The following is a 23999-nucleotide window of genomic DNA, read 5'->3' as shown; positions in this document are numbered from 1 at the left end:
CAAGCGACAGTCCAAAGTCACACCCGTTCGGGACTCGACCCTCCTCCTGTTAGGCTGGACCTTATGAGTGACCTGTTGGAACGCCTGCGCGACCGCGGCTGGCGGATGACCGCACAGCGTCGCGTCGTGGCCGAGGTCCTCGACGGGGACCACGTTCATCTGACCGCCGACGAGGTGCATGCCCGCGCCGTGTCCCGGCTCCCGGAGATCTCCCGCGCGACGGTCTACAACACGCTGGGCGAGATGGTCGTGCTCGGTGAGGTGATCGAGGTCTCCACGGACCGCCGCGCCAAGCGGTACGACCCGAACGCGCACCGGCCCCACCAGCACCTGGTCTGCGGCCAGTGCGGCTCCATCCGCGACGTCCACCCCGCAGGCAACCCGCTGCGCGACCTGCCGGACACGGAGCGCTTCGGCTTCACGATCTCCGACGTAGAGGTGACCTACCGGGGCATCTGCCCGGCCTGCGCGTCAGCCTGACCCGCACCGGCACACCAGCACTTCCACCGGAGCCCCGGGGCGTATGCCCCGGGGCTCCGTCACGTACACCCCGGGGGCTCCGTCGCGCGCACGCCTCTTCCAGTATCTGACGACCCGTCATATCCTCTGCGGCTACCACCCGTCCGCCCCTCCGCAAGGAGACACCGTGGGAGACCCGCACCCGCCCCCACTCACCGCCGAAGCGCCCCCCGCACCACCCCCCGCCCACTCCCCCAAGCTCCGCGCCCGGTCCCTCACCCGTGCCTTCGGCCGCGGCCGTACCGCCCTGGACGCACTCGGTCCGGTGGATCTGGACATCGCCCCCGGCGAGTTCACCTGCATCGTCGGCCCCTCGGGCTGCGGCAAGTCCACCCTGCTGCGGATCGCGGCCGGACTGCTGCGCCCCAGCACCGGCGAGCTGGCCATCCGTACCGCGACTGCCCGCCCGGCCGCGATGATCTTCCAGGACTACGGCATCTACGACTGGAAGAACGTCCTGGCCAACGTCCGCTTCGGCCTCGACATCCAGCGCGTCCCGCGCAGCGAGGCCGACCGCCGCGCCCGCGACTGGCTGGCGCGCATCGGACTCGCCGACTTCGCCGACGCCTACCCGGCGGCCCTCTCCGGCGGCATGCGCCAGCGCGTCGCCATCGCCCGCGCTCTCGCCGTGGAACCCGAGATCCTGCTGATGGACGAGCCGTTCGCGGCCCTGGACGCACAGCTGCGCACCATCCTCCAGGACGAACTGCTCGAACTCACCCAGACCACCCGCACCACGGCCCTCTTCATCACCCACAGCCTCGAAGAGGCGATCGTCCTGGGCGACCGCGTCCTGGTGATGTCGGCGCGCCCCGGCCGGATCATCGCCGAGCGCCGGCCGCCGTTCCCCCGGCCACGGACCGGCGACATGCGGTCGGCGCCCGAGTTCACCGCGCTCAAGGCCGAGCTGTGGGAGCTGCTGCGCGGCGAGGTACGCGGAGAGGCGGTCCCCGCATGAGCACCGCGGTCAAGGCACCGAAGGACGGACTGCTGGTCAGACGGCCGGGCCCGCAGGAGCTGCATCCCGTACGCACCCACCGCAGGCGCCGCACCCTGGAGCTGGCCCTCGCCGTCGCCGTACCCGTCGTCCTGGTGCTGCTCTGGCAGCTGGCGGCCGACCGGTCCTGGCTCGACGACCGGGTCTATCCCGCACCCTCCACGATCCTCTCGGACGGCTGGGACCGTGCGGCCCGCGGCGCGCTCTGGCCCGATGTGTGGGCCACGCTCAGGCGGGTGCTCGGCGGCTATGCGATCGGCACGGTCTCGGGGTACGTACTCGGCCTGCTGATGGGGTCGCTCGCCCTGGTGAGGGCCGCCCTGGAACCGCTGCTCGACGCACTGTACGTGGTCCCGAAGCTCGCCCTGCTGCCGGTCTTCCTCAATATGTTCGGGCTCGGCGAAGGCCCGCAGATCGCGCTGGTCGCCGCCACGGTCTTCTTCTTCGTCTGGATCTCCACGATGGCGGCGGTGCTCGCCGTCCCGGCCGGACACCGCGACGCGGGGCAGGTCTTCGGTGCGTCGCCCTGGCAGATGTTCCGGCACGTCCTGCTGCCCGCCTCACTGCCCGCGGTGCTCGTCGGGGCCCGGATCGCGGCCGGGGTTGCGGTGCTGGTCATCGTCGCATCGGAGCAGATCGCCGCCGACGACGGCCTGGGACATCTGATCTTCGACTCCCGCGCGCTCTTCCAGAACGACGTGATGTTCGTCGGGATCGTCTGTGTGGCCGTGCTCGGGGTCCTCTTCTCCGAACTGGTGCGGATCGCCGGGCGGTTGCTCACCCCGTGGGCCCCGCGCGACCGGGGCCGCAGCCAGTCCTGAACCGGGCCGTCCCCGAAGCCCTGTTTCCGGGAACCCCGGTCCCCGAAGCCCCGATGTCCTCTCGTACGGAGGCTCCATGCGTATCAGCACGCTCTGCACGACCCTGCTCGTCGCCGGTTCCCTGCTCGTGTCTGCCGGCTGCGCGAAACACGACGACGGCCCGGCGCCCGTGAGGAAGCCCCGTCCGGTGCGGGCCGTAGCGGGCTGCGCCAAGGGGTGGACCGACCCGGCCGACCTCGCACCGGGCCGGGCGCCGGCCCGCTGCGCGAAGGGCGCCCCCGCACCCCGGCCGCTGGCCAAGAAGCGCAAGCTGGTCCTCGCGACCGGCACGCTGGCGGCCGAGTATGTGGCCCCGCTCGAAGTGGCGGTCGAGAAGGGCGAGTTCAGGAAGGAGGGACTGGACGTCCAGCTGAAGGTGCTGCCGACACCCGACGCGCTGCCCCTGCTCGCCAAGGGGGACATCGACGCCCAGTGGGCGGCGCCCGAGGCAGCCGTGATGAACGGCATCAGGGGCGGCTTCGACATCAAGTGGGTCGCCGGGAACTTCTCCCCCGACCCGGCCTCCAAGAGCGGGCTGTGGGCCCGGCTCAAGGACGGGGAGAGCCCTTCGTCGGTGACCATGAAGGGCCGGAAGATGGGCACCATGATCGGCAAGGGGTCGGTCGTCACCTACGCGATGGAGAAGGCCCTCCAGAAGCACGGCGGCGGCCTCGGCTCGATCGGCTTCCAGCAGCTCGGCTCGGCGGACGTCCTGACGGCGCTGCAGAACGGCGGCGTCGACTCGGCCTGGCTGCTCGACCCGGTCTGGCGCAAGGTCGACGGGAACGCGAAGTACACCTTCCTGGGCGGCCAGCCACTGGGCGAACCGCTCGGCGGGCTGCTCTTCGGCCCGAATCTGCTGGCCAGGGACCCGGACGCGGGTGTCGCCTTCCTGCGCGCCTATATCCGGACCGTGAACACCTACTTCTCCGGCGACTACAAGGCCGACAAGGGCTTCACGGCCTCGCTGGCCAGGCTGCTGAAGACCGACGAGTCGGTCCTGACCTCGACGCCCTCGCTCCGGATGGACTGGGAGATCCGCAAGGGCACGACGGACCGGCTGCAGAAGGCGTACCGGGACGCCGGGGTCGCGCAGGGCGACCCGCTGCCGGAGGACAAGGTGGTGGACCGCTCGCTGTACGCGGAGGCGGTGGGCCACCGGTCCTGAGGGACCGGGATCACACCGAAGCCCCGGACTTTTCCGGATCATGCCGAAGGCCCGGACTCTTCCGAGTCCGGGCCTTCGGTCTTCAGTAGCGGGGACAGGATTTGAACCTGCGACCTCTGGGTTATGAGCCCAGCGAGCTACCGAGCTGCTCCACCCCGCGCCGTTGTGTTCGCAACTGTACGTGGGGCCGCCGACCAGTGCAAATCTGTTCCCGCGGGGGCGGTCGGGCGATCGCGGCGCCGCACCGTCTCGCCCTCACGCGGTGAGCTCCTGGCGCAGCGCCTCGCTGAGCCGTGCCGCCCGCTCGGCGACCTCGGCGGGCCCGAGCTCCACGGCGCGGTTGCACCACTTCTGCCCTTCGCCCAGCTCACCACGGCGGATGGCGAGCAGCGCGAGGCGCAGCGCGGCCCGGCCGTGTCCGGCGTTGGCCGCCCTGGCCCACCAGAGACCCGCCTCGCGCTCGTTGCCCTCGCGGGCCAGCAGCAGCCCGAGGTTGAAGGCGCCGTTACGGCTGCCCGCCTCGGCGGCCTCGCGGTACCAGCCGGCCGCGGCCTCGACGTCGTTGCGGGAGGCGGCGAGCATGCCGACCCGGACCTGGGCGCGGCGGTGCCCCTGCTCGGCGGCGCGCTCGTACCACTCCTCGCACTCGCTCTTGTCGGTGACGGGCTCGCCCAGGACCGGCGGCCCCGGCGGCGGCATCCTGGCGTCGAGCAGCGCACCGAGCCGGAAGGCGGCCTCGGTGCTGCCGCCGCCCGCCGCGCAGCGCAGGTGACGCTCCGCGGTGTGCTCCTCGCCGTCCCTGAGCAGCGCTATGCCGACCTGGAGCGCCGCCTCGGTGTGGCCCGCCGCGGCGGCCCGCTCGTACCAGACGAGGGCGCCCCGGTCGTCGTCCCGGCCCGCGTGCAGGATGCCCAGGTTGAAGGCGGCGTCCACGCTGCCCGCCTCGGCGGCCTTGGAGAACCACGGCTCGGCGCCGGCCGGGTCGCCGTTCTGCAGGAGCAGCACGGCGAGCGCGTTGGCCGCCTCGCGGTGCCCGGCGTAGGCGGCGCGGCGGTACCACTGCTCGGCCTGCGCCGTCCGCTTCTGGGCGGCGCAGAGCAGGGCCAGGTTGTACGCGCCGTTGACGTCGCCCGCGTCCATGGCGGCCCGGTACCAGCGCTCGGCGGTCTGCTTCTCGCCCCGGGCGGCGTGCAGGGCCCCCAGGGCGTTGGCGGCGTTCCCGTCGCCGTCCTGGGCCGCGCGCAGCCACCAGACGGCGGCGCTCTCCTCGTCGCCCGCGTCACGCAGCAGAAAGCCGAGTGCGCAGGCCGCGCGGGCCTCGCCGTCCTTGGCGGACGTCAGATACCAGCGGCCGGCCTCCTTGAGGTCGCCGCGCTTCTCCAGGATCACGCCGAGGTGCAGCGCGGCGCGCCGGTGGCCGCGCGCGGCGGCCTGCCGGTACCACCGCTCGGCCTCGGCCGCCGGGTCCTTCCCCTCGGCCGCGCGGTCCAGGGCGCGCGCCAGCCGGTAGGCGGCCTCCCGGTGTCCCTGCTCCGCGGCGGCGCGCAGCCAGCGCTCCGCGCCGATGTCGCCGCGGTGCTCAAGGAGGTCGGCGAGGGCGTACGCCCCCAGCGCGTGGCCCGACTCGGCGGACTGGCGCAGCCAGTACTCGGCTGCGGGCTCGTCCCCGCGCTCTCTGTGGTGCCTGCCCAGTGCGTGGGCCGCGGCAGCGGAGCCCGCGACGGCGGCGATACGCCACCAGCCGGCCGCCTCGTCCGCGTAGCCCCGCTGGTGCAGCAGTACGCCCAGGTTGTTGGCGGCGGCCCGGTCCCCCTCCGCGGTGGCGGCGCGCAGCCACCGCTCCGCGCCGTCGAGGTCCCCGCGGCGCAGCAGCAGTGCGCCCAGGACGCTCATCGACGCGGCTTCACCGCTCTCGGCACCGCTCCGGTGCCGAGCCTCGGTCTCGACGTCGGCCGTCTCCTGCGCGTCGACGGCGTCGTGGCCGTCATCGGCGTGCTTCTGCACAAACCGCCCTGTCTCCAACAGAGTTGCCCTGTCCCCCATAAGCACCATCGTCCCACTACGTGCAACTCGCGCACACCTGGTATATCGCTGCCGACTAGGTCACTTCAGCGTTTTGTCGACTTCCCGCAACGCGGTAAGTGAAACATGAACGAGTCCCAACTTCCCGTAGGCGGGGCCTTCTTCACAGGAGTCGCACGGACGGGCAAAGGGGCGGACACACGCAGAAGGCCCGGATCTCTTCCGAGATCCGGGCCTTCGACTTCAGTAGCGGGGACAGGATTTGAACCTGCGACCTCTGGGTTATGAGCCCAGCGAGCTACCGAGCTGCTCCACCCCGCGCCGTTGTGAGTCAACCGTACCACGGCACGGAGGGGCGCCCGACCGCCCCCTGTCCGGCCACCGACCGGGCCTGATCAGGGCTTTTACCTCCTGATCAGGCCCTGCCCCGCTGCCGGTCGGCCGGTCGGCCGGTCAGCCGGTCTTGCCGCTCGGCTTGACCTTGGCCCCGGCGTCGGCCGCCCGCTGAAGGGCGTTCTGCAGGTCCTTCTGCGCCTTGCCGTAGGCGGTCCAGTCCGGGTTCTTCCCGGCCAGCGCCGCCTCGCTGTCCTCGTACGCCTTCTGGGCGTCGGCGATGGCCTTCTTCACCGTGCCGTTGGCCGGCGGTCTCGTGGTGTCCCCGGTCGACGGCGGATTGGTCTCCTGCCCGTCCGCCCCGAACACCTGGTTCAGCGCGTCGCCCAGACTGTTCGCGAACGCGGTGGTGTCCCCGTCCGGTGAGTCGGCGTCCGCGAACGAGACGGCCACCTTCTTCAGCAGCGGATAGTGCGCGTTGTTGCCCTGGGCGTACACCGGCTCGACGTAGAGGAACCCGCCGTCCAGCGGCACCGTGAGCAGGTTCCCGTACTCGATGTCCGAGTCGGCGCCCTTCATGTCCCGGACGAAGGTGCCTACTTCCGACGAGCCGTTGAGCTTGTTCTGCACCTGTTCGGGGCCCGGCACTTCCGATGTGACTCTGAGGAGTCTGATCGTGCCGTAGTCCGGACTCGCCGCGTCCGCGTCCACCGCCATGAAGCCGCCCAGATTGGGCCGCCCGCTCGGAGTGAACGTCGTGGTGAGCGAGAACCGCTGCTTGTCGTCCTTCTGGCCCGGCATCTTCAGCGACAGGTAGTACGGCGGTACCGCTCTGTTGTCCCTGGTGGTCGGGTCGTTGGGCACCTGCCAGGCGTCACTGCCGCTGTAGAACTGCTTGGGGTCCTTGACGTGGTAGAGCGCCAGCATCTCGCGCTGCACCTTGAACATGTCCTGCGGATAGCGCAGATGCGCCTGCAGGTCGGCCGGGATGTCCGCCTTCGGCTTGACCGTGTGGGGGAACGCCTTCATCCAGGTCTTGAGGACCGGGTCCTTGGTGTCCCACTGGTACAGCTTCACCTCGCCGGTGTAGGCGTCCACCGTGGCCTTCACCGAGTTGCGGATGTAGTTGACCCGGTTCTGCTGGGCGACCACCGACCGCTGGTTGTCGGTCAGCGAGTCGGCCGTGCTGTCACCGAGCGTCGTGCGCGAGGCGTACGGATATCCGTTGCTCGTGGTGTACGCGTCGACGACCCACTGGATCTTCCCGTCCACCACCGCCGGGTAGGAGTCGCCGTCGATGGTCAGCCAGGGGGCGACCGCCTCGACGCGCTGCTTCGGCGTGCGGTTGTAGAGGATCTTCGAGCCCTTGCCGATCGCTCCCGAGTAGAGGATCTGCGGCTCGTTGAAGGCCATCGCGTACGCGGCGCGGTTCAGCGGGCTGGAGATGTCCACCCCGCTCTTGCCCTTGTAACTGGTGGTCTTCTCCCCGTTGTTCTCGTAGTCGAGCTCCTTCTGCGGGCCCCCGACGATCGAGTACTGGGTGGTCTTCTCGCCGTAGTAGATCCGCTGCCTGGCCGTGGAGAGCTTCGGGAGGCTGCCCGTGGTCGGCAGGCCGGACTCGGTGAAGACCGGGGCCCCGTTGCTGTCCGTGGCCGTGCCCTTGGCCGCGATGGCGCCGAAGCCGTGGGTGTAGGTGAAGTGGTTGTTGATCCAGTTGGGCTTCGGGATGCCCGCGATGTTCAGCTCGCGCAGCCCGATCACCGTGTCCTGGCCGTTGTAGCGGTCCACGTCCAGCGTCGCGGGGAAGCCGTAGTACTTCCGCTTCTGCTCCACCTGCTGGAAGGTCGGCGAGACGATGTTCGGGTCGTTCAGCCGGTAGCTGGCCGCCGAGTTCGCGTCGTCACGCTGCTTGGCCGTGTTCTTGGTGCTGCTCTTGCCCGAGTAGTCGTCGACGTCCGTGCCCGCGATGTTGTACGCCTGGCGCGTGGCGTTGATGTTCTTCTGGATGTACGGAGCTTCCTTGGCCTGCTCGTTCGGCTCGACGGTGAACTTCTGCACGATCGCCGGGTAGAGCCCGCCGATCAGGATCGCCGAGAGCACCATCAGACCGAAGCCGATCACCGGCAGCTGCCAGGTGCGGCGCCAGAGCGTCGCGAAGAACAGCAGGGCGCAGATGACCGCGATACAGAAGAGGATCGTTTTCGCGGGGAGATAGGCGTTGGCGTCCACATACCGCAGGCCCGTCCAGTTGCCCGTGGCCTTGAAGTCACTGGACTTGACCGCGAGTCCGTACCGGTCGAGCCAGTACGCCACGGCCTTGAACGCCACGAAGATACCGAGCAGCACCGACAGATGACCGGTTGCCGCCGATGTCGCGCGCGCACCGGGGCTCGTGACGCGCAGCCCTCCGTACAGGTAGTGCACCAGGGCGGCGGCGATCAGCGAGAGCACCGCGGCGGCGAAGCCGAAGCCCAGCAGGAAGCGGTACCAGGGCAGATCGAAGGCGTAGAAGGACACGTCCAGCTTGAACTGGGGGTCCTTCTGTCCGAACGGCACACCGTCGACGAACATCAGCCAGGTACGCCACTGCCCGGACGCGGAGGCACCCGCGATCAGCCCGACGACCGCGGTGACCCCGAGCAGCAGCCACTTCTTGTACGGGGCGATGCCCATCCGGTAGCGGTCGAGATTCTGCTGCTCCAGCGACATCGCGCTCAGCGGCGGCCGCAGCCGGTGCGCCAGCCAGATGTTCAGGCCGACGGCGGCCCCCATCAGCACGCCGAAGACGAGGAAGAGCCCGATCTTCGTCCACAGCGTGGTCGTGAAGACGGACGAGTAGTGGACGGAGCGGTACCAGAGCCAGTCGGTCCAGAACCCGGCGAACATGATGAACGCCATGGCCAGAACGACCAGCACGCCCAGTGTCATGAGCAGGGTCCGGGCGCGGCGGGACGGCCGTCCCACTCTGATCCGTGGCCCGGTCGGGCCTCCGCCGCGGTCCGGCATCTGGAAAGCCAACGTGCGCACCTCGAAGTCTGCGGTCGTGTGGAGCAGGCCCCGCGATCGTAGGGCCCACTCATGCAACTTACTGAGGCTTTACCCAGTTCCCGTTCCCGGGGTGGAAGAGGGCAGGATATTGCCCATGCCCAACCTTTCTTCGCCCTCAGGCCCTCCGATGGCCACCAGTCCGCTCACCGTGGCGGTGCTCGAAATCGACGAGTACGCGTCCGGTCTCGGCTGGGACCAGCCCGCCCGGCTCTTCGCACTCGTGGACACCGCGAAGCTCCGTACCCAGGAGCCCGGCCTCGCCGCCCAGCTCGGTCTCGACGAAGGCGAGCCCGCCGCTTCGCTGACCCCCGTCGAACAGGACGAGATCCCGGACACCACGCCGCTCGACGAGTTCCTCGCCACCATCGCCTGGCCCGACGCGGTGGCCGGCTGCGCGATGACGGTGGAGCGGCTGATGCTGCCGCCGTCGGCCGAGGCGTCCGTGCCGGACGGCATGGACGAGGCGCAGCTGACGGCCTGGGTGGCCGAGCACCCGGACCGGCAGGAGGTGCGGATGACGGTAGCGGTGCTGCGGGACGGCACCCGTGAGTCCGCGCTGCGGCTGCGCGCGAAGGACTCACCGAACGAGGTGCTGACGGGCTCGGAGCTGGTCCCCGGGCTCGCCGACGCGCTCTCGGTGACGTTCGAGGCCTGAGCTCGGAGGCTTGACCTTCCAGGTCTGATCTTCCGGGCCTGACTCACCGGGTCCGGTCCCAGCCGCTCCGCCTGGCGGCCACCCGCCTCTGCGGCCGTGTGGCTACTTGGCGGAGCAGCTGGGCAGCCCGGCCGTCTTCCCGGTCCGGATCTTGTCCATCGCCTGCTTCGCGTCCTTCATCGCCTTCACCTTCACCAGGGTGAGGCCCGCGGGGGTGTCGGCGGCGGCCGCGGCGCAGTTGTCGCTGGGTGTCAGGAAGTACTGGGCGCCGGCCTTGCGTGCGGCGACGAGCTTCATCTCGATACCACCGATGGGCCCGACCACACCCTTGTCGTCGATCGTGCCGGTGCCCGCGACGAACTTTCCGCCCGTCAGATCGCCCGGTGTCAGTTTGTCGACGAGGCCGAGGGAGAACATCAGCCCGGCACTGGGACCGCCCACATCGGCGAGCTTGATGTCGATGTGGAACGGGAAGGTGTGGTCGGCACCGGCCGTGATGCCCACGATGGCCCGGCCCGGGTCCGGGGCGGGCGCCTTGGCGGTGACGAGGGACACGTTCTTCGTGCCCTTCGGCTCGGTGTGCTTCTTCTCCGCTGCCGCTGCGTTCGCCGCCGGTACGACCGTGAAGACGACCGACTGGCCCGGCTTGTGCTGGGTGACCAGCTTCGCCACGTCACCGGGCTGGGTGACGGCCTTGCCGTCCACGTCCTTGATCACATCGCCCGCGTGCAGCTTTCCCTGCGCGGGGCTGCCCTTGACGACAGTGGAGACCACGGTCCGCGACTTCACCGGGATACCCAGCTCGTCCAGGGCCGCGACCTTGGCGCTCTCCTGGGACTCGCTGAACTCCTCGGCATTCTGCTGGGTCGACTGCTGCTCGGTCGTGCCGTCCGGGTACAGGGTGTCGTGGGGGACGACCACGGTGTCGTGCGCGAGCCAGCCGTACACCGCCTCGACCAGGTTCATCCGGTAGTCGGACCGGGTGACCCGGACCGTCACCATGTTGAGGTGCCCGCTCGTCGGATACGTCTTGTGGCCGGAGATCTGCAGGACCGGTTCGCCGCCCGCCTTGCCGAGCGTGTTCACGGTCGGCCCGGGGCTCATCTCCGCGTACGGGACGGTGAGGAACACTCCGCCGCACAGCAGCGCGATCAGCACGAGGGTGGACGTGAGCAGCGTCAAGGTGCGGCGTGGCATGGAACGACAGTACGGGACCGTCCTGTGGCGCACCGCTCGGGGCCGGGGCTCCAGGTGCGGGCGGCACCGGCGCTCGCGGGGTCAGAGCGCGTCGGAGCCGGCGTCGGCCTTCTCCATGGCCTTACGGAACCGGGCGTAGCCGGCGAGTTCGGCGCCGTCGGCGGCCTTGCGCTGCCGCGCGGCCCACCGGCCCCACAGGGCGGCGCCGACCGCGGCGATGAGCGGAATCAGCAACCAGGCAAGCGCACCCATACCGACCTCCGGACCCCCGTGAACAGTCGCGAACCGACTGATCAGCAGATTAGTCTTCCGCTGCTCCAACGCTCACGGCAGGGGGGCGGTTACGCAAATCGAGCACATGGCGGACAGGGTCCCCCGCGAGGGGGGGCGTTCCGGTCCGGGACGGCGTCAGATGCCGACCCACTCCTCCGTGCCGTTCGAGAAGGTCTGGTGCTTCCAGATCGGCACGTCGTGCTTCAGATCGTCGATGAGCATCCGGCAGGCCTCGAACGCCTCGTTGCGGTGCGCGCACGAGACGGCGGCCACCACCGCGAGATCGCCCACCGCGAGATCGCCCACCCGGTGGACCGCGGCCAGGGCGCGCACCGGGAACTTCTCGGCGACCCGCTCGGCGACCCGGCGCATCTCGTCCTCGGCGGAGGGATGGCAGGAGTAGCCGAGCGCGTCGACATCGGTGCCGCCGTCGTGGTTGCGCACCGTACCGATGAAGAGCGCCGTGCCGCCGGCCGCCTCGTCGCCCACGGCCTTGAACACCTCGTCGATACTGAGCGGGGTGTCACGGACCTCCAGCAGCCGGATGGGGTCCTGGGCCGCGTGTTCGCCGGGGTGGTCGTCGGTGAATGCCATGAGGTCCATGGTGCCGTACGGGAACGACGGCGCGGAATGGCGCTTTCGACCGGTACCGGCACAACCCCCTTGGAGCGTCCTACAGGGCGCCCGCGGGTGGGTCCGGGCACGGGCGCGCGGTGAACAGGCAGCTCGTGACCTGACGGGCAGAGCTCAGATACGCCCGCGCCGCGCCCGGCGTGCCCGGCGCACCAGCGCCGCCGTACCGAGCAGCGCGACCGTCGCACCGGCCGCACCCGCGGCTGTGGCGTCCTTGCGGCCGAGCCTGCGGCCCGCGACGGTGTGCCGTCCCGCGACCTCTTCGAGAAGTTCGGCGAGCACGTCCTCGTTGGTCCATCGGGGCCGCCAGCCCGCGTCGTGCAGTCTGCCGACACTGACCACCCAGGGGTGCATCGTGTACGCCAGGTCCCCGGCGGGCGACGGGGTGAGGCCGATCCGGTGCAGCCGGGCCGCGGCGCCGAGCGCCACAGCGGACGGCAGTTCCATCCGCCGGATTCCGCTGAGCTCCTCGACCTGGTCCTGTTCGAGCCAGCCGTCGCAGCCGACCGCGAACTCTCCGTCGACCTTTTCGAGCGCGGCGTACTCCAGTGCGCTGACCAGGTCGTCCACATGGCAGAACTGCCAGGTGGGGCGGGTGCCGGCGACCACCAGCAGGCGCGGGGACTCGAAGTAGCGGGTCAGCGCGGTGTCCGTGCCGCCCACCAGGACCGTCGGCCTGACCACGGTGACGTTCAGACCGGGATGGGCCCGCGGGGCGCGGCGGCCCAGCCGCTCGATCTCCAGGAGGTCACCGACGCCGGTGGCCTCGGCGGTCGCCCGCAGTTCGGCGTCCTCCGAGAGCGGGATGTCGTTGTCCGGCAGCGCCCCGTAGACCATGGCCGATGTGCAGAGCACGACGCGGTGGACCCCGGCGGCAGCGGCGGCCGTCAGGACCGTCTGGGTGCCGCGGACGTTGTACGCCGAGCGGGCTGACGCATCGGTCTCCAGATCGAGGTCGAGCGCGAGATGCACCACGACGTCTGCGCCGCGCAGCTTCTCGGCGATCGCCGGGTCGCGCACGTCGAGGATGTGCCACTGCGCATCGGCCACGTCACCGCGCCGCTCGTCCATGGCCACGACCTGCTTGACCTCGTCGGACCCGGCCAGCTGCCGGGTCAGCAGGGCACCGATACCGGAGGCGGCTCCGGTGACCGCGACGACGGGTCCTCGGGAGGGCTTGGTTGAGAGGTTTCGCGCTGCGCGAACCTGCGGATCTGGGGAACTCACCGGGCGTCTCCAGAGGTTGTCTTCAGTACGTACGCGAACTGACACGTACGGACCAGGTGGCGTCCATCCTGCCGCAGCCCATGCGTCAGCCAAGCACTGAGCCCTCATCGGGCACCGGTGTCTGTGCGGAGCCGCCCGGTCGGACCCGGCCTGACCGGGCGGTCACCCTCTACCCTGGGTGGTGTTGTCGGGCAATCGCTGTCGGCCAGTCGGCCGACGGCCCTACGAGCCGAGGAAACCCGTGAGTGACACTCCATTCGGATTCGGCCTTCCGCCGGAGGAGCCGGAGGACGGCGACGAGGGCAAGAGCAAGGGCAGCCAGGGCGGCGGAAGCTCCCCGCAGAATCCACTCGGGTTCGGCCCCGGCAGCGGCGGCGACAATCCGTTCGCCGCGATGTTCGGTTCGATGAACCCGAACGACCTGGGCGCCGCGTTCCAGCAGCTCGGCCAGATGCTGAGCTACGAGGGCGGCCCGGTCAACTGGGACATGGCGAAGGACATCGCCCGGCAGACGGTCGCCCAGGGCACGTCCGACGGCACCAAGGACACCAGCGTGGGCCCGGCCGAGCGGTCGGCGGTCGAGGAGGCCGTGCGCCTGGCCGATCTGTGGCTGGACGGCGCGACCTCGCTGCCCTCAGGGGCCGGTACGGCTGTCGCCTGGAGCCGCGCCGAGTGGGTCGAGGCGACCCTGCCGGTGTGGAAGGAGCTCGTCGACCCGGTCGCGGAGCGTGTCGGAGCGGCCATGGGCGGGGTGCTGCCCGAGGAGATGCAGGCCATGGCGGGCCCGCTGCTCGGCATGATGCGGTCCATGGGCGGAGCCATGTTCGGCCAGCAGATCGGCCAGGCGGTCGGCGTCCTGGCGGGCGAGGTCGTCGGCTCCAGCGACATCGGCCTGCCGCTCGGCCCGGCCGGCAAGGCGGCGCTGCTCCCGCTGAACATCGAGGCCTTCGGCAAGGACCTGGGCATCGACAAGAACGAGGTGCGGCTCTATCTGGCGCTGCGCGAGGCCGCCCACCAGCGGCTCTTCGCCCATGTGCCGTGGCTGCGCTCGCATCTGTTCGGCGCGGTGGAGGGGTACGCCCGCGGCATCAAGGTCGACACATCGAAGCTGGAGGACGTCGTCGGCCAGCTCGACCCCTCGCATCCCGAGCAGTTGCAGGAAGCCCTCCAGCAGGGCATGTTCCAGCCGGAGGACACCCCGGAGCAGAAGGCCGCACTGGCCCGTCTGGAGACGGCGCTCGCGCTGGTCGAAGGCTGGGTGGACGCCGTGGTGCACGAGGCCGCGAAGACCCGTCTGACCTCGGCGGACGCACTGCGCGAGACGCTGCGCAGGCGCCGGGCGTCGGGCGGTCCGGCCGAGCAGACCTTCGCCACCCTGATCGGCCTGGAGCTCCGTCCGCGCCGGCTGCGGGACGCTTCCCGGCTGTGGGCCTCGCTCACGGACGCACGGGGCGTCGACGGCCGGGACGGCCTGTGGGAGCACCCGGACATGCTGCCGACCGCTTCCGACCTGGACGACCCGGACGGTTTCGTCCACCACGAGCACCTGGACTTCTCCGAGCTGGACAAGATGCTCGGCGAGGCCGCGGGCGGCGACAGGACCGGCACCGGCAAGGCCGACCTGACCAAGGGCGGCGACACGGACGCCGGCCCGGCGCGGACCGGCGAGGGCGACGAGCCCGGCGGGAGCGCCGAATCCGACGGCAAGCACGGGCCGGACAGCAAGAACGACGAGAACGATGACAAGAAGGACGACTCCGGCCAGTGACGCACGAGGGCACCCTGCGGGACGACGCGGTCCGCGTACTCATGGGCCACCAGGGCCAGGGCGAGCTGCGCCAGAGGTATCTGGACCATCTCTCGGCCCACCCGGACGGGATGTGGAAGTCCTGCGGGTCCGGGCATCTCACCGCGAGCGCTCTGGTCCTGGCCCCGGAACGCGGTCAGGTGCTGCTCACCCTGCACAGGAAGCTGCGGATGTGGCTCCAGATGGGCGGACACTGCGAACCGGGCGACAGCACGGTGGCGGGTGCCGCCCTGCGTGAGGCGACCGAGGAGTCCGGCATCGAGGGGCTGACGCTGCTGCCCGGCGACCCGCTGCGGCTTGACCGGCATCCGATTCCGGGGCCGTGCACCCAGCACTTCGATGTGCAGTACGCGGCTCTGGTCCCGCCGGGAGCCGTGGAGCTGATCAGTGACGAGTCGCTGGATCTGCGGTGGTTCGCCTACGACGAGGTGGCAGACGTGGCCGACGCGTCCGTCCGGCACCTGGTGGACGCCGCCCGCACAGCGCTGGCCGGGCAACCGTCCGGCTGAGGTGAGGTGCGGCGTTCCGCAGGAGTCGGCTGCGGGCTCCCGTACGAGTAGGCGGCGGGCCTCCGTACGAGTAGGCGGCGGGCCTCCCGCAGCTGATCAGGAGGCCGCCGCCTCGTCCTCGTCTGTCCGGACGTCCTCGTCAGTTCCAGACGTTGCCCTGGTTCCGGCCGTGCGCGCCCTGCTGTCCCACGCCGAACTGCGCCAGCACCCCGTCGCCGATGTTCGCGTGCTGCGGCGGCATCACCTCGCTCGGCTGGACGAGGGCGAACCCCTGTCCCAGGAAGCTGAGTTCCCAGCCCTCACCGGTACTGCCGCGCCGCCGCCGCACCCCCGATGAGTGTGTCTGCGCCTGCATCTGCACCCGCAGACCGGACGACCAGGCGACCACCGCGTCCGCATCGGCGTTGATGTACTTGTCCGGCGTGACCTGCATCATCAGCGGCTGCCCCGAGGTCATCAGGGCCACCTGGCCCCGGCCGGTGATGTGCAGCTGGTACTTGCCGGATCCCGAGATGCCGTACTGGCTGTCGACGGCGACGACCGTGTGGTTCAGGCTGGAGTCCATCGCCAGGACATAGGCGCTGTCCACCGTCAGACCGTCCTGGTCGACCTCCACCATGTGCACATGCTGCGCCAGATTGGCGAAGTAGACCGTGCCCTGTCCGTGGCAGCGCATCAGGTCGAGCCCCTCGCCCGTGTGAGCCCGGGCGCGCCGCTGCTGGTTCGACTGGTACTCCCCGTCGAATTCGATCATCCCCTGGTACGCGACCATGGCGCCCTTGCGGGCGAGTACGTCGTCGTGTCCGGTCAGCGCGACCCGCAGCAACTGCGGGTTCTGCACCGTGTACCGGTCCTGGGTCTGCTGCTCCGTATAGCTGAAAAGCGGGCTCTGCATGGTGTTCTGACTCCCCTCAGTTCCGGATCCGCAGACGGTCGGTACTGTCCTCGCTCGGCTGTACGACGACGATGCCCTGCCCGGAGAAGGCCATCTGGTACGCCTCACCACTGCCGCGCCCGATCAGCGAACCGGCCTTGAAGCTGCGCTTGCCCTTCACCTTCAGATTCGGTGACCAGGCGACCAGGGCGTCCGGGTCGACATATGTCTCGTCCTCGCCGCTGCCGCAGTCGACGACGATCGGTGTGCCCCGCGAGGTGATGGCGACCCAGCCGCTGCCGGACACCTGGATGTTCCACAGCCCCTGGCCGGCGAACTTGGCCATGCCCTTGACTCGTTCCACGCCCCAGGTGAGGCTCGCGTCGTAGGCGAGCAGATTGCTGCCGTTGACCGACAGCGCGTCGTTGTCGAGGTTGATGACGACGATGTCCGCGCCGTAGTCGGCGAGGTAGAGCAGGCCGTCGCCCGAGCACTTCATGAGCGGGGCGCCCTCACCGGTGATCCAGTCACGGGCGATCTGACGGACGGCGGGCGGATTCGGCTCGTACTGCACGAAGCCCTCGTACGCGACCATCGATCCGGTGCGTGCGAGCAGGTCCTGGCCTGTCTGCATGGCGACCTTCAGCATCTTGCTGCCGTGGTTCTCCATGCGGGCCGTGACGGGGGTCGGGGCGTAACCCGCGAGCTGCTGGTTCATGACGGGCTCCCTCAGACCTCGTACGGCTGGACGATGATGAAGTTCCCGGGGGCGCCCCGGAACTGGAGGTTCACGCTCTCGCCGCTGTCGCCCGCGTAGGCGTTGTGCCGCAGTCGCACCTGGCTGGCGACGATCACCTGCGAGGCCGACGACCAGGCGACGACCGCATTGCAGTCGGCGAAGGTGGTCGGGGTGACGGGCAGGACGACCGGCGCCCCGTGGGTCTTGACGATCACTGTGCCGGTGCCCTGGAACTGCATGGTGAACAGGGCCCCGCCGGGGATCCCATGGCCCTCGATCCTGCGGACCTCGTACTGCAGGGTCTCGTCGAAGGCGAGCACGTTCTCCGCGGAGACGCAGATACCGTCGCCCTGCAGCTCAATGGGGTGCAGATGGGTGCTGTTCTCGGCGAAGAAGACCTGTCCACGGCCGGTGCAGCGCATCAGCTGCATCTCCTGGCCGGTGGCATGGCCCACGATCCGCCCGGCGAATCCGGCTCCCTTGTAGCTGAAGTCGACCTTGCCCTGGTACATCACCATGCTGCCCTGGCGGGCGAGTACAGGGGTGTCACTGATGGTCAGATCAGCCCTCATCAGGTACTTGTTCTGCGGTGTCCAGCGCTGGCCGGTGTCCGTTTCCCGGTACTTCTGGAAGGCGGCCTGCAGCCCGGGGACCGCCACGGTCGGCTGATGCTGACCGTAGGGGGCGGGCTGTCCGTACGGAGCGGGCTGCCCGGGAGACGGCTGCTGACCGTAGGGGCCCGGCCCGCCCTGGGCGTCTCCGTACGGGGCGGGGGCGCCCGGCGGCTGAGCCTGGCCCGGGAACTGACCGAACTGGGGCGGCTGTTGCTGCTGGGGAAGCGGCGGCGGCTGTGGCGCGTAAGGAGCAGGAGCGGGCGGCGGGGTGACGCCGCCCTGCATATGCATCGGCGCGGCCATGGTGGGCGCCGAGTGCAGGGGCGGCGGAGCGGGCGCCGGGGGTGGAGGCGGAGTGGGCCCCGGGGGTGGAGGCGGGGCCGCCGCTCCCCCGGGCGCGGGCTGCGGCTGCGGGGCAGGCGGGGCCTGGGGCGTGGCGGTCTGGGGCTGGACGGTCTGGGGCTGGGCAGCCGGCGCGCCGAAAGCGGGGGCGGGCTCGGGAGCGGCGGGGGGAGCGAAGGCGGGAGCGCCGAAGGCCGGCGGGGCGGCCTGCTGCGGAACTTCGGGCTCCTCGTCGGCCACTTCACCGCCGAAGTTCTTCAGCAGCGCTTCGAGTCCCCCGTCGAAGCCCTGGCCGACTGCGGCGAACCGCCAGACGTCCTTCAGATAGAAGTCGCCCAGCATGACGGCGCGCTCGGTGCTGAACTCGGAGCCGGTGAAGGCGTATCTGACGACCTCTTCGCCGCCGGCGACGATACGGATGTACCCGGGCCCGATCTGTGACATCTGGCCGCCGCCGTCGATCGTCGCGGTGAACGAGAGCTTCTGGACGGTCGCGGGGATGCGGTCGAGCGTGACACGGAAGGATTCGGTGTCACCGGCCTGCGCGCCGAGGAGCTGGATGGACTCCTCGGGCGACTTGGGCTGGTTGAAGAAGATGAAGTACCGGTCGTCCGAGAGCTGTTCATCCGCGTCGAGTCCGAAGCAGCTGATGTCGAAGGTCAGTCCGGCGCCCGCGATCTGTACACCCACGTACAGGTCCGTGCCCGCTGTCAGGTCACTGATCCGGGCCTTGTGGCCGCGTTGGAATTGCCTGGCCATACGTAACGACCGTCCCCCATCCCGAGTGTGTTTCCGTCGCGTCAGGCTAACGGCTGGCACCGACATCCGGCCAAGCCGGGACGGACCCGGTACGCAGCCGGTACAGAATCGCCGGGGGGGGCGTGCGGCACCGGAGGCCAGGGACGCCGGAGCCGTCTGCCGCACCGGAGGTCGGGGGCGCCGGGGCCGTCCACCGCACTCCGCGTCAGGACCGCAGGAACGGTGGAGCCGTCACTCGCCCCGGGCCGCGGGCAGATGGGGCAGCCGCTCGGCGGAGACCACCCCTTCGAGGTAGCCCCGGGCCCGCTCGGTGCGCGGATACGCATCGAGGAGCCGCCAGAAGCGCGGGCCGTGGCCGGGCACCAGGAGATGGGCGAGCTCGTGGAGCAGCACATAGTCGACGACGTACTCCGGCATGCCCTGGAGCCGGTGCGACAGCCGGATGCTGCCCTCCGCCGGGGTGCAGGAACCCCACCGGGTGTTCTGGTTGGTCACCCAGCGCACCGAATCGGGACGTGCCCTGCCCTCGAAGTACTGCTCGGACAGCCGCGCCGCGCGCTCGGCGAGCCCGGTGTCGCCGAGGACGCGCTTGCTCTCCTGGGCCGCGAGTTTGTCGAGCATCACGGTCACCCAGCGCCGTTCCTCCGCGTCCGACATCCGGGCCGGGATGAGCACGATGGTGCGGTCGCCCTCGCGGTACGCGGAGACCGTTCTGTTCCGACGGGCGCTCCTGCGGACCTCGACCGGGCTCGTCGCCGGGGCGCAGGGCGGCGGGGTCTTCGCGCTGCGCGAGGGGTTTCCGGCGGTGTGCAGGGGATCGACGGGCACGTCTCGACGTTACCCGCTGTCAGTGGGGGAAGTCCCGCGCCCATGGCGGTTGAACCTTGATCCATTCCATAGAGTGCAGCATTCGAAGTATCAGCACACCGCGCCTGTGGATAACTCTCCGCACCGTCCATGACCTGAGGGCATTCTGGCGACAGAGCCGCTGGGACAGCCCAGCGGACTGTGAACGGGGGCGTGCGATGCATCCAATGGTGAAGCCCGCGCTGCGGCGCGCATGGCGGGACCGGCAGGCCGTGCAGTTCGGGGTGACGCCCGCCCAGGCGGTGGTGCTCGGCCCGGTGGACCCGGCGACCGGCTGTCTCATCGGGCTGCTGGACGGCACCCGCGGGATGGAGCTGCTGCGGGAGGAGGCGCGGGCCATGCGGCTGCCGGACGGCCAGGTGGACAAGCTGGTCGCCCGGCTGGCGAAGGCGGGGCTGATCGACGATGCGCGGGCCGGAGGCGCGGCGGTCGAGGCGTTACGGAACCGGCCCGGCACCCTGGACCGGCTCCGCCCCGACCTGGCATCGCTCTCACTGGTCCATCCGGAGCCGGGCGGCGGCGCGGCCCGGCTCGCGGCGCGGCGGGCCATACGGGTCCAGGTCCGTGGTGCCGGCCGGGTCGGGGCCATGGTGGCGGCGCTGCTCTCGGCCTCCGGGGTGGGCCTGATCGAAGTGCTCGACGGCGGAGCCGTCACCCCCGGGGATGTGGCGCCGGGCGGTTTCCCGGCCGAGGCCGTCGGGGAGCGGCGGGACACGGCGGCCCGCCGGCTGGTCCGGCGCGCCGCGCCCGGCCCGCCATCACGGGCTTCGGCTGCCGCACCGGGCGGGGACTGCGGGCCCGGGCTGTCCCTGGTCGTCGTCGCCCCGCGGGACGGACTCGACGCCTATGTGCCGGATCCGGCGGTCTCCGCGGAGTGGATCGCGTCGGGCACACCTCATCTCTACGGGGGTGTGCTCGAAGGCACCGGAGTGGTCGGGCCGCTGGTCCTGCCGGGAGGCACGGCGTGCTCGGGCTGCCTGGCCCTGCGCCGGGCCGAGCGTGATCCTGGCTGGCCCCGGATGGTCGCGCAGTGGCGCTCGGGCCGACGCGGCTCCGTCCCGGCCTGCGATCTCGGTCTGGCCACGGCGGTCGCGGGACTGGTGACCGCCCACGCACTGACGTTCCTCGACGGGGAGCTGCCCGCTTCCACAGGCTCGCGGTGGGAAGCGTCGCTGCCGCTGCTCGACTGGCGAGCGGCCCGTATCACACCCCACCCCGACTGCAGCTGCGGTGCGGGTGGGCACACTGAGGGGGTGCATGCCTCGGAGGCCGAGGCTCCGCACGACACAATGGCCGGGTAACCGCCGTACGCTCCACGGCAGTCTGGGATTTGGAGGGGCGCATGTCTGATCTTCCCCGGAAAGCGGTCACACGTACCGCCAAGCTGGCGTCGCTCCCACTCGGTTTCGCCGGCCGCGCCACCTGGGGCCTGGGCAAGCGGATCGGCGGCAGGTCCGCGGAGATCGTGGCACGTGAGGTGCAGCAGCGCACGGCCGAGCAGCTCTTCAAGGTCCTGGGCGAGCTGAAGGGCGGGGCCATGAAGATGGGGCAGGCACTCTCGGTCTTCGAGTCCGCCCTGCCCGAGGAGATCGCAGGCCCCTACCGGGCGGCGCTGACCAAGCTCCAGGAATCCGCCCCGCCCATGCCGGTGCAGACGGTGCATGCCGTGCTGGAGGCTCAGCTGGGTACGGAGTGGCGTGAGCTGTTCGTCGAGTTCGACGACAAGCCGTCGGCCGCCGCTTCCATCGGCCAGGTGCACCGCGCGGTGTGGCACGACGGGCGGGCGGTGGCGGTCAAGGTGCAGTATCCGGGGGCCGGTGAGGCACTGCTGTCGGATCTCAGCCAGCTGAGCCGGTTCGCGCGGCTCCTCGGACCGCTGATTCCCGGCATGGACATCAAGCCGCTCATCGCCGAACTGCGGGACCGCGTGTCCGAGGAACTGGACTACGAGCTGGAGGCGGACGCGCAGCGGGAGCACGCGGAGGAGTTCGCCGGGGATCCGGACGTGGTGGTGCCCGGTGTGGTGCACCAGAGCGACCAGGTGCTGGTGACCGAGTGGATCGACGGGATCCCGCTGGCCGATGTGATCTCGGACGGCACGGAGGAACAGCGTGACCGGGCGGGGCAGCTGCTCGCCCGTTTCCTCTTCTCCGGCCCGGCCCGCACCGGGCTGCTGCACGCCGACCCGCATCCGGGCAACTTCCGACTGCTGCCCGCAGATGAGGGCGGGCGCGGAGATGAGGCCGGGGACACGGCCGGCCGGCCGGCGGAGGACGGCGGCCCCGCGGACGGTACCGCCGCCGAGGGGGCCGCGGCACGGTGGCGGCTGGGGGTGCTCGACTTCGGGACGGTGGACCGGCTGCCGGGCGGGCTCCCGGCCACGATCGGCCAGGCTCTGCGGATGACGATCGAGGGAGAGGCGTCGGCCGTCTACGAGATGCTCTGCGAGGAGGGGTTCGTCAAGGAGTCCATCGAGCTCGATCCGGAAGCGGTTCTGGAGTATCTGGTACCGATCATCGAGCCGGTGCAGGCTGAGGAGTTCACGTTCAGCCGGGGCTGGATGCGGGCCCAGGCGGCGAGGATCGCCGATCCCCGTTCCCCCGCCCATCAGTTGGGCAAGCAGCTCAATCTGCCGCCGTCCTATCTGCTGATCCACCGGGTGACACTGAGCACCATCGGAGTGCTCTGCCAGCTGGGTGCGACCGTGCGGCTCCGGGGCGAGCTCGAAGACTGGATGCCGGGGTTCCTTCCGGAGACCGTGGAGACCGGACTCCCGGAGCAGGACCTCGACCAACTCCCGGCACAGGCCACGGAGAAGAGCACGGAGAAGAGCACAGGGAACAGCGCGGAGAAGAGCTCGGGGGAGGACGCGGAGAAGGAGACCGAGCCCGGCGCGGACCTCGACTCGGACGACGGTACGGAACAGGGCGCGGACGCTGTCCCGGAGCAGGGGCTCCCTCCCGCCCAGGCGCGCGCCTGACCGGCCCGCTACCGACGGCTCCGGAACATGCCGGCCCGGAACACCCCAGGCCCCCATGCCGGTTCTGGACGTGCACGGTCGGGACATGCCCAGCCTGGACACGCCCGGTCTGGACACGCCAGGGGGCCGGTCGCATCCGACCGGCCCCCGCTGTCCTTCGCGCTCTGGGCGCGTCTTTCGTGTTACCGCGTTATCGCTCTACCGCGTTGCCGCACTGGTCCGGTCCGGTCCGGTCCGGTCCGGTCAGTCTGGTCTGATCCGATCCGCTGCGACTTCGCTGCTTTACCAAGGCTGTTACTGCATGACCGCCATGGCGAGCGCGCGGCGGGCGCGCAACGACACGCGTTCGGCGCGGCGTTGCATACGGCGGGCGGCCACCAGGCGCAGAGCCTGGCGTTCGATATGGGCCTCCCTGTGGCGCTCGTGCATATGAGCACGAGCCATGGCTTCTGGGATGAGTTGCATCTCACGGGTCCTGTTCTGACGCGAGGCGGTCGCGCCGGTGGTGGTGACGACTGGGGTTGCGGAGCCGGACGGCTCGCTGGTGGAGGAGGTCATCGGGTCCTGCTTCTGGGGATCGTGCTTCTGGGGACGGTCGATCGTTCCGGGGCCGTTGAGTTTCATGCCGCGACCGGGTTCTTGCGCGGACGACCACGCGGCCTCTTGCGGGCGACGACGACGCCCTGGACGAAGAGCTCACCGCCCCAGACACCCCAGGGCTCCCGACGCTCCTTGGCGCCTGCGAGGCAGGCCTCGACCAGCGGGCAGGTGCGGCAGAGCGACTTGGCGTACTCGACGTCCGCCGGGGTCTCGGCGAAGAAGACCTCCGGGTCGTAGGCGCGGCAGGGTACGGGCGCGTCGAGGTTCTCGATGGCGTCGTCGAGAACGGTCAGCGCGGTGAGCGGGAACACGGTGGGATCCTCCGGGGCAACAGGGGGCGAGAGCGTCTGTGAGGGCGGTACGGACGGGGCGTGCGCTTCGATTTGCACGGTGGTTTCATTCCTCGTCTGGTCGTTCCGGTCTGTTTGACCGAAGGTCGTCTGGTGGCCCAGTACAAACAAAAGGGCCGCGGATCCCGGGTGGGGTTCCGCGGCCCTGAAGGCGCCTGCCTGATGCTGGATCAGACTGGATCACTCCAGGGTTCGAGCCCACGGAAGGCCCACATCGTGTGATGCTGCGTTGCCTGCTGGCCGAACTCGGCACCGGCTGCCGCAAACGCATAGGACGGAATCCCCGCGATTGCTACTGCTGCTTCCGGTGCCTGGGTCGGTCGCTCATTACGGTCCCGAACGGGAAGGCCCACGGGGGAAACAGGGCTGACGGCAGAGAAGCCGGACAGACCGATCCCACGGAAGGAGGAGCCGAGCAGGCAGGTGGCGACGACCGAGCGGTCAGTCATTTTGGTCTTCGTCGTGGTTGCCACTGGTCTCGCCTCCTCTCGGCGTCTCGGGGAGCTGGGGCCCGGGGGCCGCGTCCCATTCGTATAGGTCACGTAAAGCTGTGGATCAAGTACAGCACGGAACCAGGGCTTCAGAGAAGTCGCTGTTCCCGTGGTTAAGAACCTAAGGGGGTTCCC

22 protein-coding genes and 2 tRNA genes are annotated in these 23999 nt (G+C 70.4%); 9 read left to right on the top strand and 15 right to left on the bottom strand.

All coding sequences use genetic code 11. The annotated features are described in order from the left end of the window. Positions 1-63 precede the first annotated feature (63 nt). The 4 genes from ACWGKJ_RS03375 to ACWGKJ_RS03360 all read left to right on the top strand — a co-directional run bounded on the left by ACWGKJ_RS03375 (position 64) and on the right by ACWGKJ_RS03360 (position 3544). Positions 64-480 carry a Fur family transcriptional regulator gene (locus tag ACWGKJ_RS03375; RefSeq protein ID WP_385028934.1) on the top strand — a complete coding sequence of 139 codons (417 nt, stop codon included), beginning with the start codon at positions 64-66 and terminating at the stop codon, positions 478-480. A gap of 166 nt (positions 481-646) precedes the next feature. Next, positions 647-1477: an ABC transporter ATP-binding protein gene (locus tag ACWGKJ_RS03370; RefSeq protein ID WP_385028931.1), complete on the top strand. Its 831-nt coding sequence runs from the start codon at positions 647-649 to the stop codon at positions 1475-1477. Further along, a complete protein-coding gene (locus ACWGKJ_RS03365) occupies positions 1474-2337 on the top strand; it encodes an ABC transporter permease (RefSeq protein ID WP_385028928.1) in 864 nt (287 codons plus the stop codon). The genes ACWGKJ_RS03370 and ACWGKJ_RS03365 overlap by 4 nt, the downstream gene beginning before the upstream one ends. Positions 2338-2413: 76 nt before the next feature. Next, complete coding sequence (locus ACWGKJ_RS03360; RefSeq protein ID WP_385028925.1) at positions 2414-3544, top strand: ABC transporter substrate-binding protein; 1131 nt, start codon at positions 2414-2416, stop codon at positions 3542-3544. Between the two features lie 86 nt (positions 3545-3630). On the opposite strand, the gene ACWGKJ_RS03355 is transcribed toward ACWGKJ_RS03360, so the two are convergent. The 4 genes from ACWGKJ_RS03355 to ACWGKJ_RS03340 all read right to left on the bottom strand — a co-directional run bounded on the left by ACWGKJ_RS03355 (position 3631) and on the right by ACWGKJ_RS03340 (position 8905). Next, a tRNA-Met gene (locus tag ACWGKJ_RS03355) sits at positions 3631-3704 on the bottom strand. Between the two features lie 95 nt (positions 3705-3799). Continuing rightward, positions 3800-5596 carry a tetratricopeptide repeat protein gene (locus ACWGKJ_RS03350; RefSeq protein WP_385028747.1) on the bottom strand — a complete coding sequence of 599 codons (1797 nt, stop codon included), beginning with the start codon at positions 5594-5596 and terminating at the stop codon, positions 3800-3802. A 217-nt stretch (positions 5597-5813) separates the two neighbouring features. Next, positions 5814-5887 (bottom strand) — tRNA-Met (locus ACWGKJ_RS03345). A 132-nt stretch (positions 5888-6019) separates the two neighbouring features. Further along, positions 6020-8905, bottom strand: a complete 2886-nt coding sequence (locus ACWGKJ_RS03340) for a UPF0182 family membrane protein (protein WP_385028818.1) — start codon at positions 8903-8905, stop codon at positions 6020-6022. Positions 8906-9041: 136 nt separating this feature from the next. Between ACWGKJ_RS03340 and ACWGKJ_RS03335 the strand changes: the two genes are divergently transcribed. After that, positions 9042-9602, top strand: a complete 561-nt coding sequence (locus ACWGKJ_RS03335) for a PPA1309 family protein (RefSeq protein WP_385028750.1) — start codon at positions 9042-9044, stop codon at positions 9600-9602. A gap of 102 nt (positions 9603-9704) precedes the next feature. Here ACWGKJ_RS03335 and ACWGKJ_RS03330 read toward each other — a convergent pair whose 3' ends face one another. The 4 genes from ACWGKJ_RS03330 to ACWGKJ_RS03315 form a co-directional block, all read right to left on the bottom strand. After that, positions 9705-10799 (bottom strand): YlbL family protein, encoded by a 1095-nt coding sequence (locus ACWGKJ_RS03330; protein WP_385028753.1) that lies wholly within the window; start codon positions 10797-10799, stop codon positions 9705-9707. An 81-nt stretch (positions 10800-10880) separates the two neighbouring features. Beyond that, a complete protein-coding gene (locus ACWGKJ_RS03325; RefSeq protein WP_385028756.1) occupies positions 10881-11051 on the bottom strand; it encodes a hypothetical protein in 171 nt (56 codons plus the stop codon). A gap of 156 nt (positions 11052-11207) precedes the next feature. Further along, entirely contained in the window at positions 11208-11666 is a 459-nt protein-coding gene (locus ACWGKJ_RS03320; RefSeq protein WP_385028759.1) for a molybdenum cofactor biosynthesis protein MoaE, read from the bottom strand. 153 nt (positions 11667-11819) lie between these two features. Next, positions 11820-12932: an SDR family oxidoreductase gene (locus ACWGKJ_RS03315; protein WP_385028762.1), complete on the bottom strand. Its 1113-nt coding sequence runs from the start codon at positions 12930-12932 to the stop codon at positions 11820-11822. A 241-nt stretch (positions 12933-13173) separates the two neighbouring features. Between ACWGKJ_RS03315 and ACWGKJ_RS03310 the strand changes: the two genes are divergently transcribed. Together ACWGKJ_RS03310 and ACWGKJ_RS03305 are read left to right on the top strand one after the other, a co-directional pair. Next, a complete protein-coding gene (locus ACWGKJ_RS03310) occupies positions 13174-14700 on the top strand; it encodes a zinc-dependent metalloprotease (RefSeq protein WP_385028765.1) in 1527 nt (508 codons plus the stop codon). 41 nt (positions 14701-14741) lie between these two features. Next, positions 14742-15248, top strand: a complete 507-nt coding sequence (locus ACWGKJ_RS03305) for an NUDIX hydrolase (protein ID WP_385028827.1) — start codon at positions 14742-14744, stop codon at positions 15246-15248. A gap of 139 nt (positions 15249-15387) precedes the next feature. Here ACWGKJ_RS03305 and ACWGKJ_RS03300 read toward each other — a convergent pair whose 3' ends face one another. The 4 genes from ACWGKJ_RS03300 to ACWGKJ_RS03285 form a co-directional block, all read right to left on the bottom strand. Beyond that, the gene (locus tag ACWGKJ_RS03300; protein WP_385028768.1) at positions 15388-16143 is read right to left on the bottom strand and encodes an AIM24 family protein; all 756 of its coding nucleotides are present in this window, start codon (positions 16141-16143) and stop codon (positions 15388-15390) included. Positions 16144-16159: 16 nt separating this feature from the next. After that, complete coding sequence (locus tag ACWGKJ_RS03295) at positions 16160-16840, bottom strand: AIM24 family protein (protein ID WP_385028771.1); 681 nt, start codon at positions 16838-16840, stop codon at positions 16160-16162. An 11-nt stretch (positions 16841-16851) separates the two neighbouring features. Then, positions 16852-18576, bottom strand: a complete 1725-nt coding sequence (locus ACWGKJ_RS03290) for a TerD family protein (RefSeq protein ID WP_385028774.1) — start codon at positions 18574-18576, stop codon at positions 16852-16854. 231 nt (positions 18577-18807) lie between these two features. Continuing rightward, a complete protein-coding gene (locus ACWGKJ_RS03285) occupies positions 18808-19404 on the bottom strand; it encodes a M48 metallopeptidase family protein (protein WP_385028777.1) in 597 nt (198 codons plus the stop codon). A gap of 197 nt (positions 19405-19601) precedes the next feature. Here ACWGKJ_RS03285 and ACWGKJ_RS03280 point away from each other — a divergent pair, with 197 nt between their 5' ends. Together ACWGKJ_RS03280 and ACWGKJ_RS03275 are read left to right on the top strand one after the other, a co-directional pair. Then, complete coding sequence (locus ACWGKJ_RS03280; protein ID WP_385028780.1) at positions 19602-20744, top strand: TOMM precursor leader peptide-binding protein; 1143 nt, start codon at positions 19602-19604, stop codon at positions 20742-20744. Positions 20745-20785: 41 nt separating this feature from the next. After that, positions 20786-22423 (top strand): ABC1 kinase family protein, encoded by a 1638-nt coding sequence (locus tag ACWGKJ_RS03275; RefSeq protein WP_453315661.1) that lies wholly within the window; start codon positions 20786-20788, stop codon positions 22421-22423. Positions 22424-22717: 294 nt separating this feature from the next. Here ACWGKJ_RS03275 and ACWGKJ_RS03270 read toward each other — a convergent pair whose 3' ends face one another. The 3 genes from ACWGKJ_RS03270 to ACWGKJ_RS03260 all read right to left on the bottom strand — a co-directional run bounded on the left by ACWGKJ_RS03270 (position 22718) and on the right by ACWGKJ_RS03260 (position 23822). Beyond that, entirely contained in the window at positions 22718-23047 is a 330-nt protein-coding gene (locus ACWGKJ_RS03270) for a hypothetical protein (RefSeq protein WP_385028783.1), read from the bottom strand. After that, on the bottom strand, positions 23044-23412 hold the full coding sequence (locus ACWGKJ_RS03265; protein WP_385028785.1) for a WhiB family transcriptional regulator: 369 nt from the start codon (positions 23410-23412) through the stop codon (positions 23044-23046). The genes ACWGKJ_RS03270 and ACWGKJ_RS03265 overlap by 4 nt, the downstream gene beginning before the upstream one ends. Before the next feature lie 131 nt (positions 23413-23543). Then, positions 23544-23822 carry a hypothetical protein gene (locus tag ACWGKJ_RS03260; protein ID WP_385028830.1) on the bottom strand — a complete coding sequence of 93 codons (279 nt, stop codon included), beginning with the start codon at positions 23820-23822 and terminating at the stop codon, positions 23544-23546. Between the last annotated feature and the right edge of the window lie 177 nt (positions 23823-23999).

The organism is Streptomyces sp. NPDC054757 (assembly GCF_053612185.1).
This window is presented reverse-complemented; position numbering and strand designations above follow the sequence as displayed.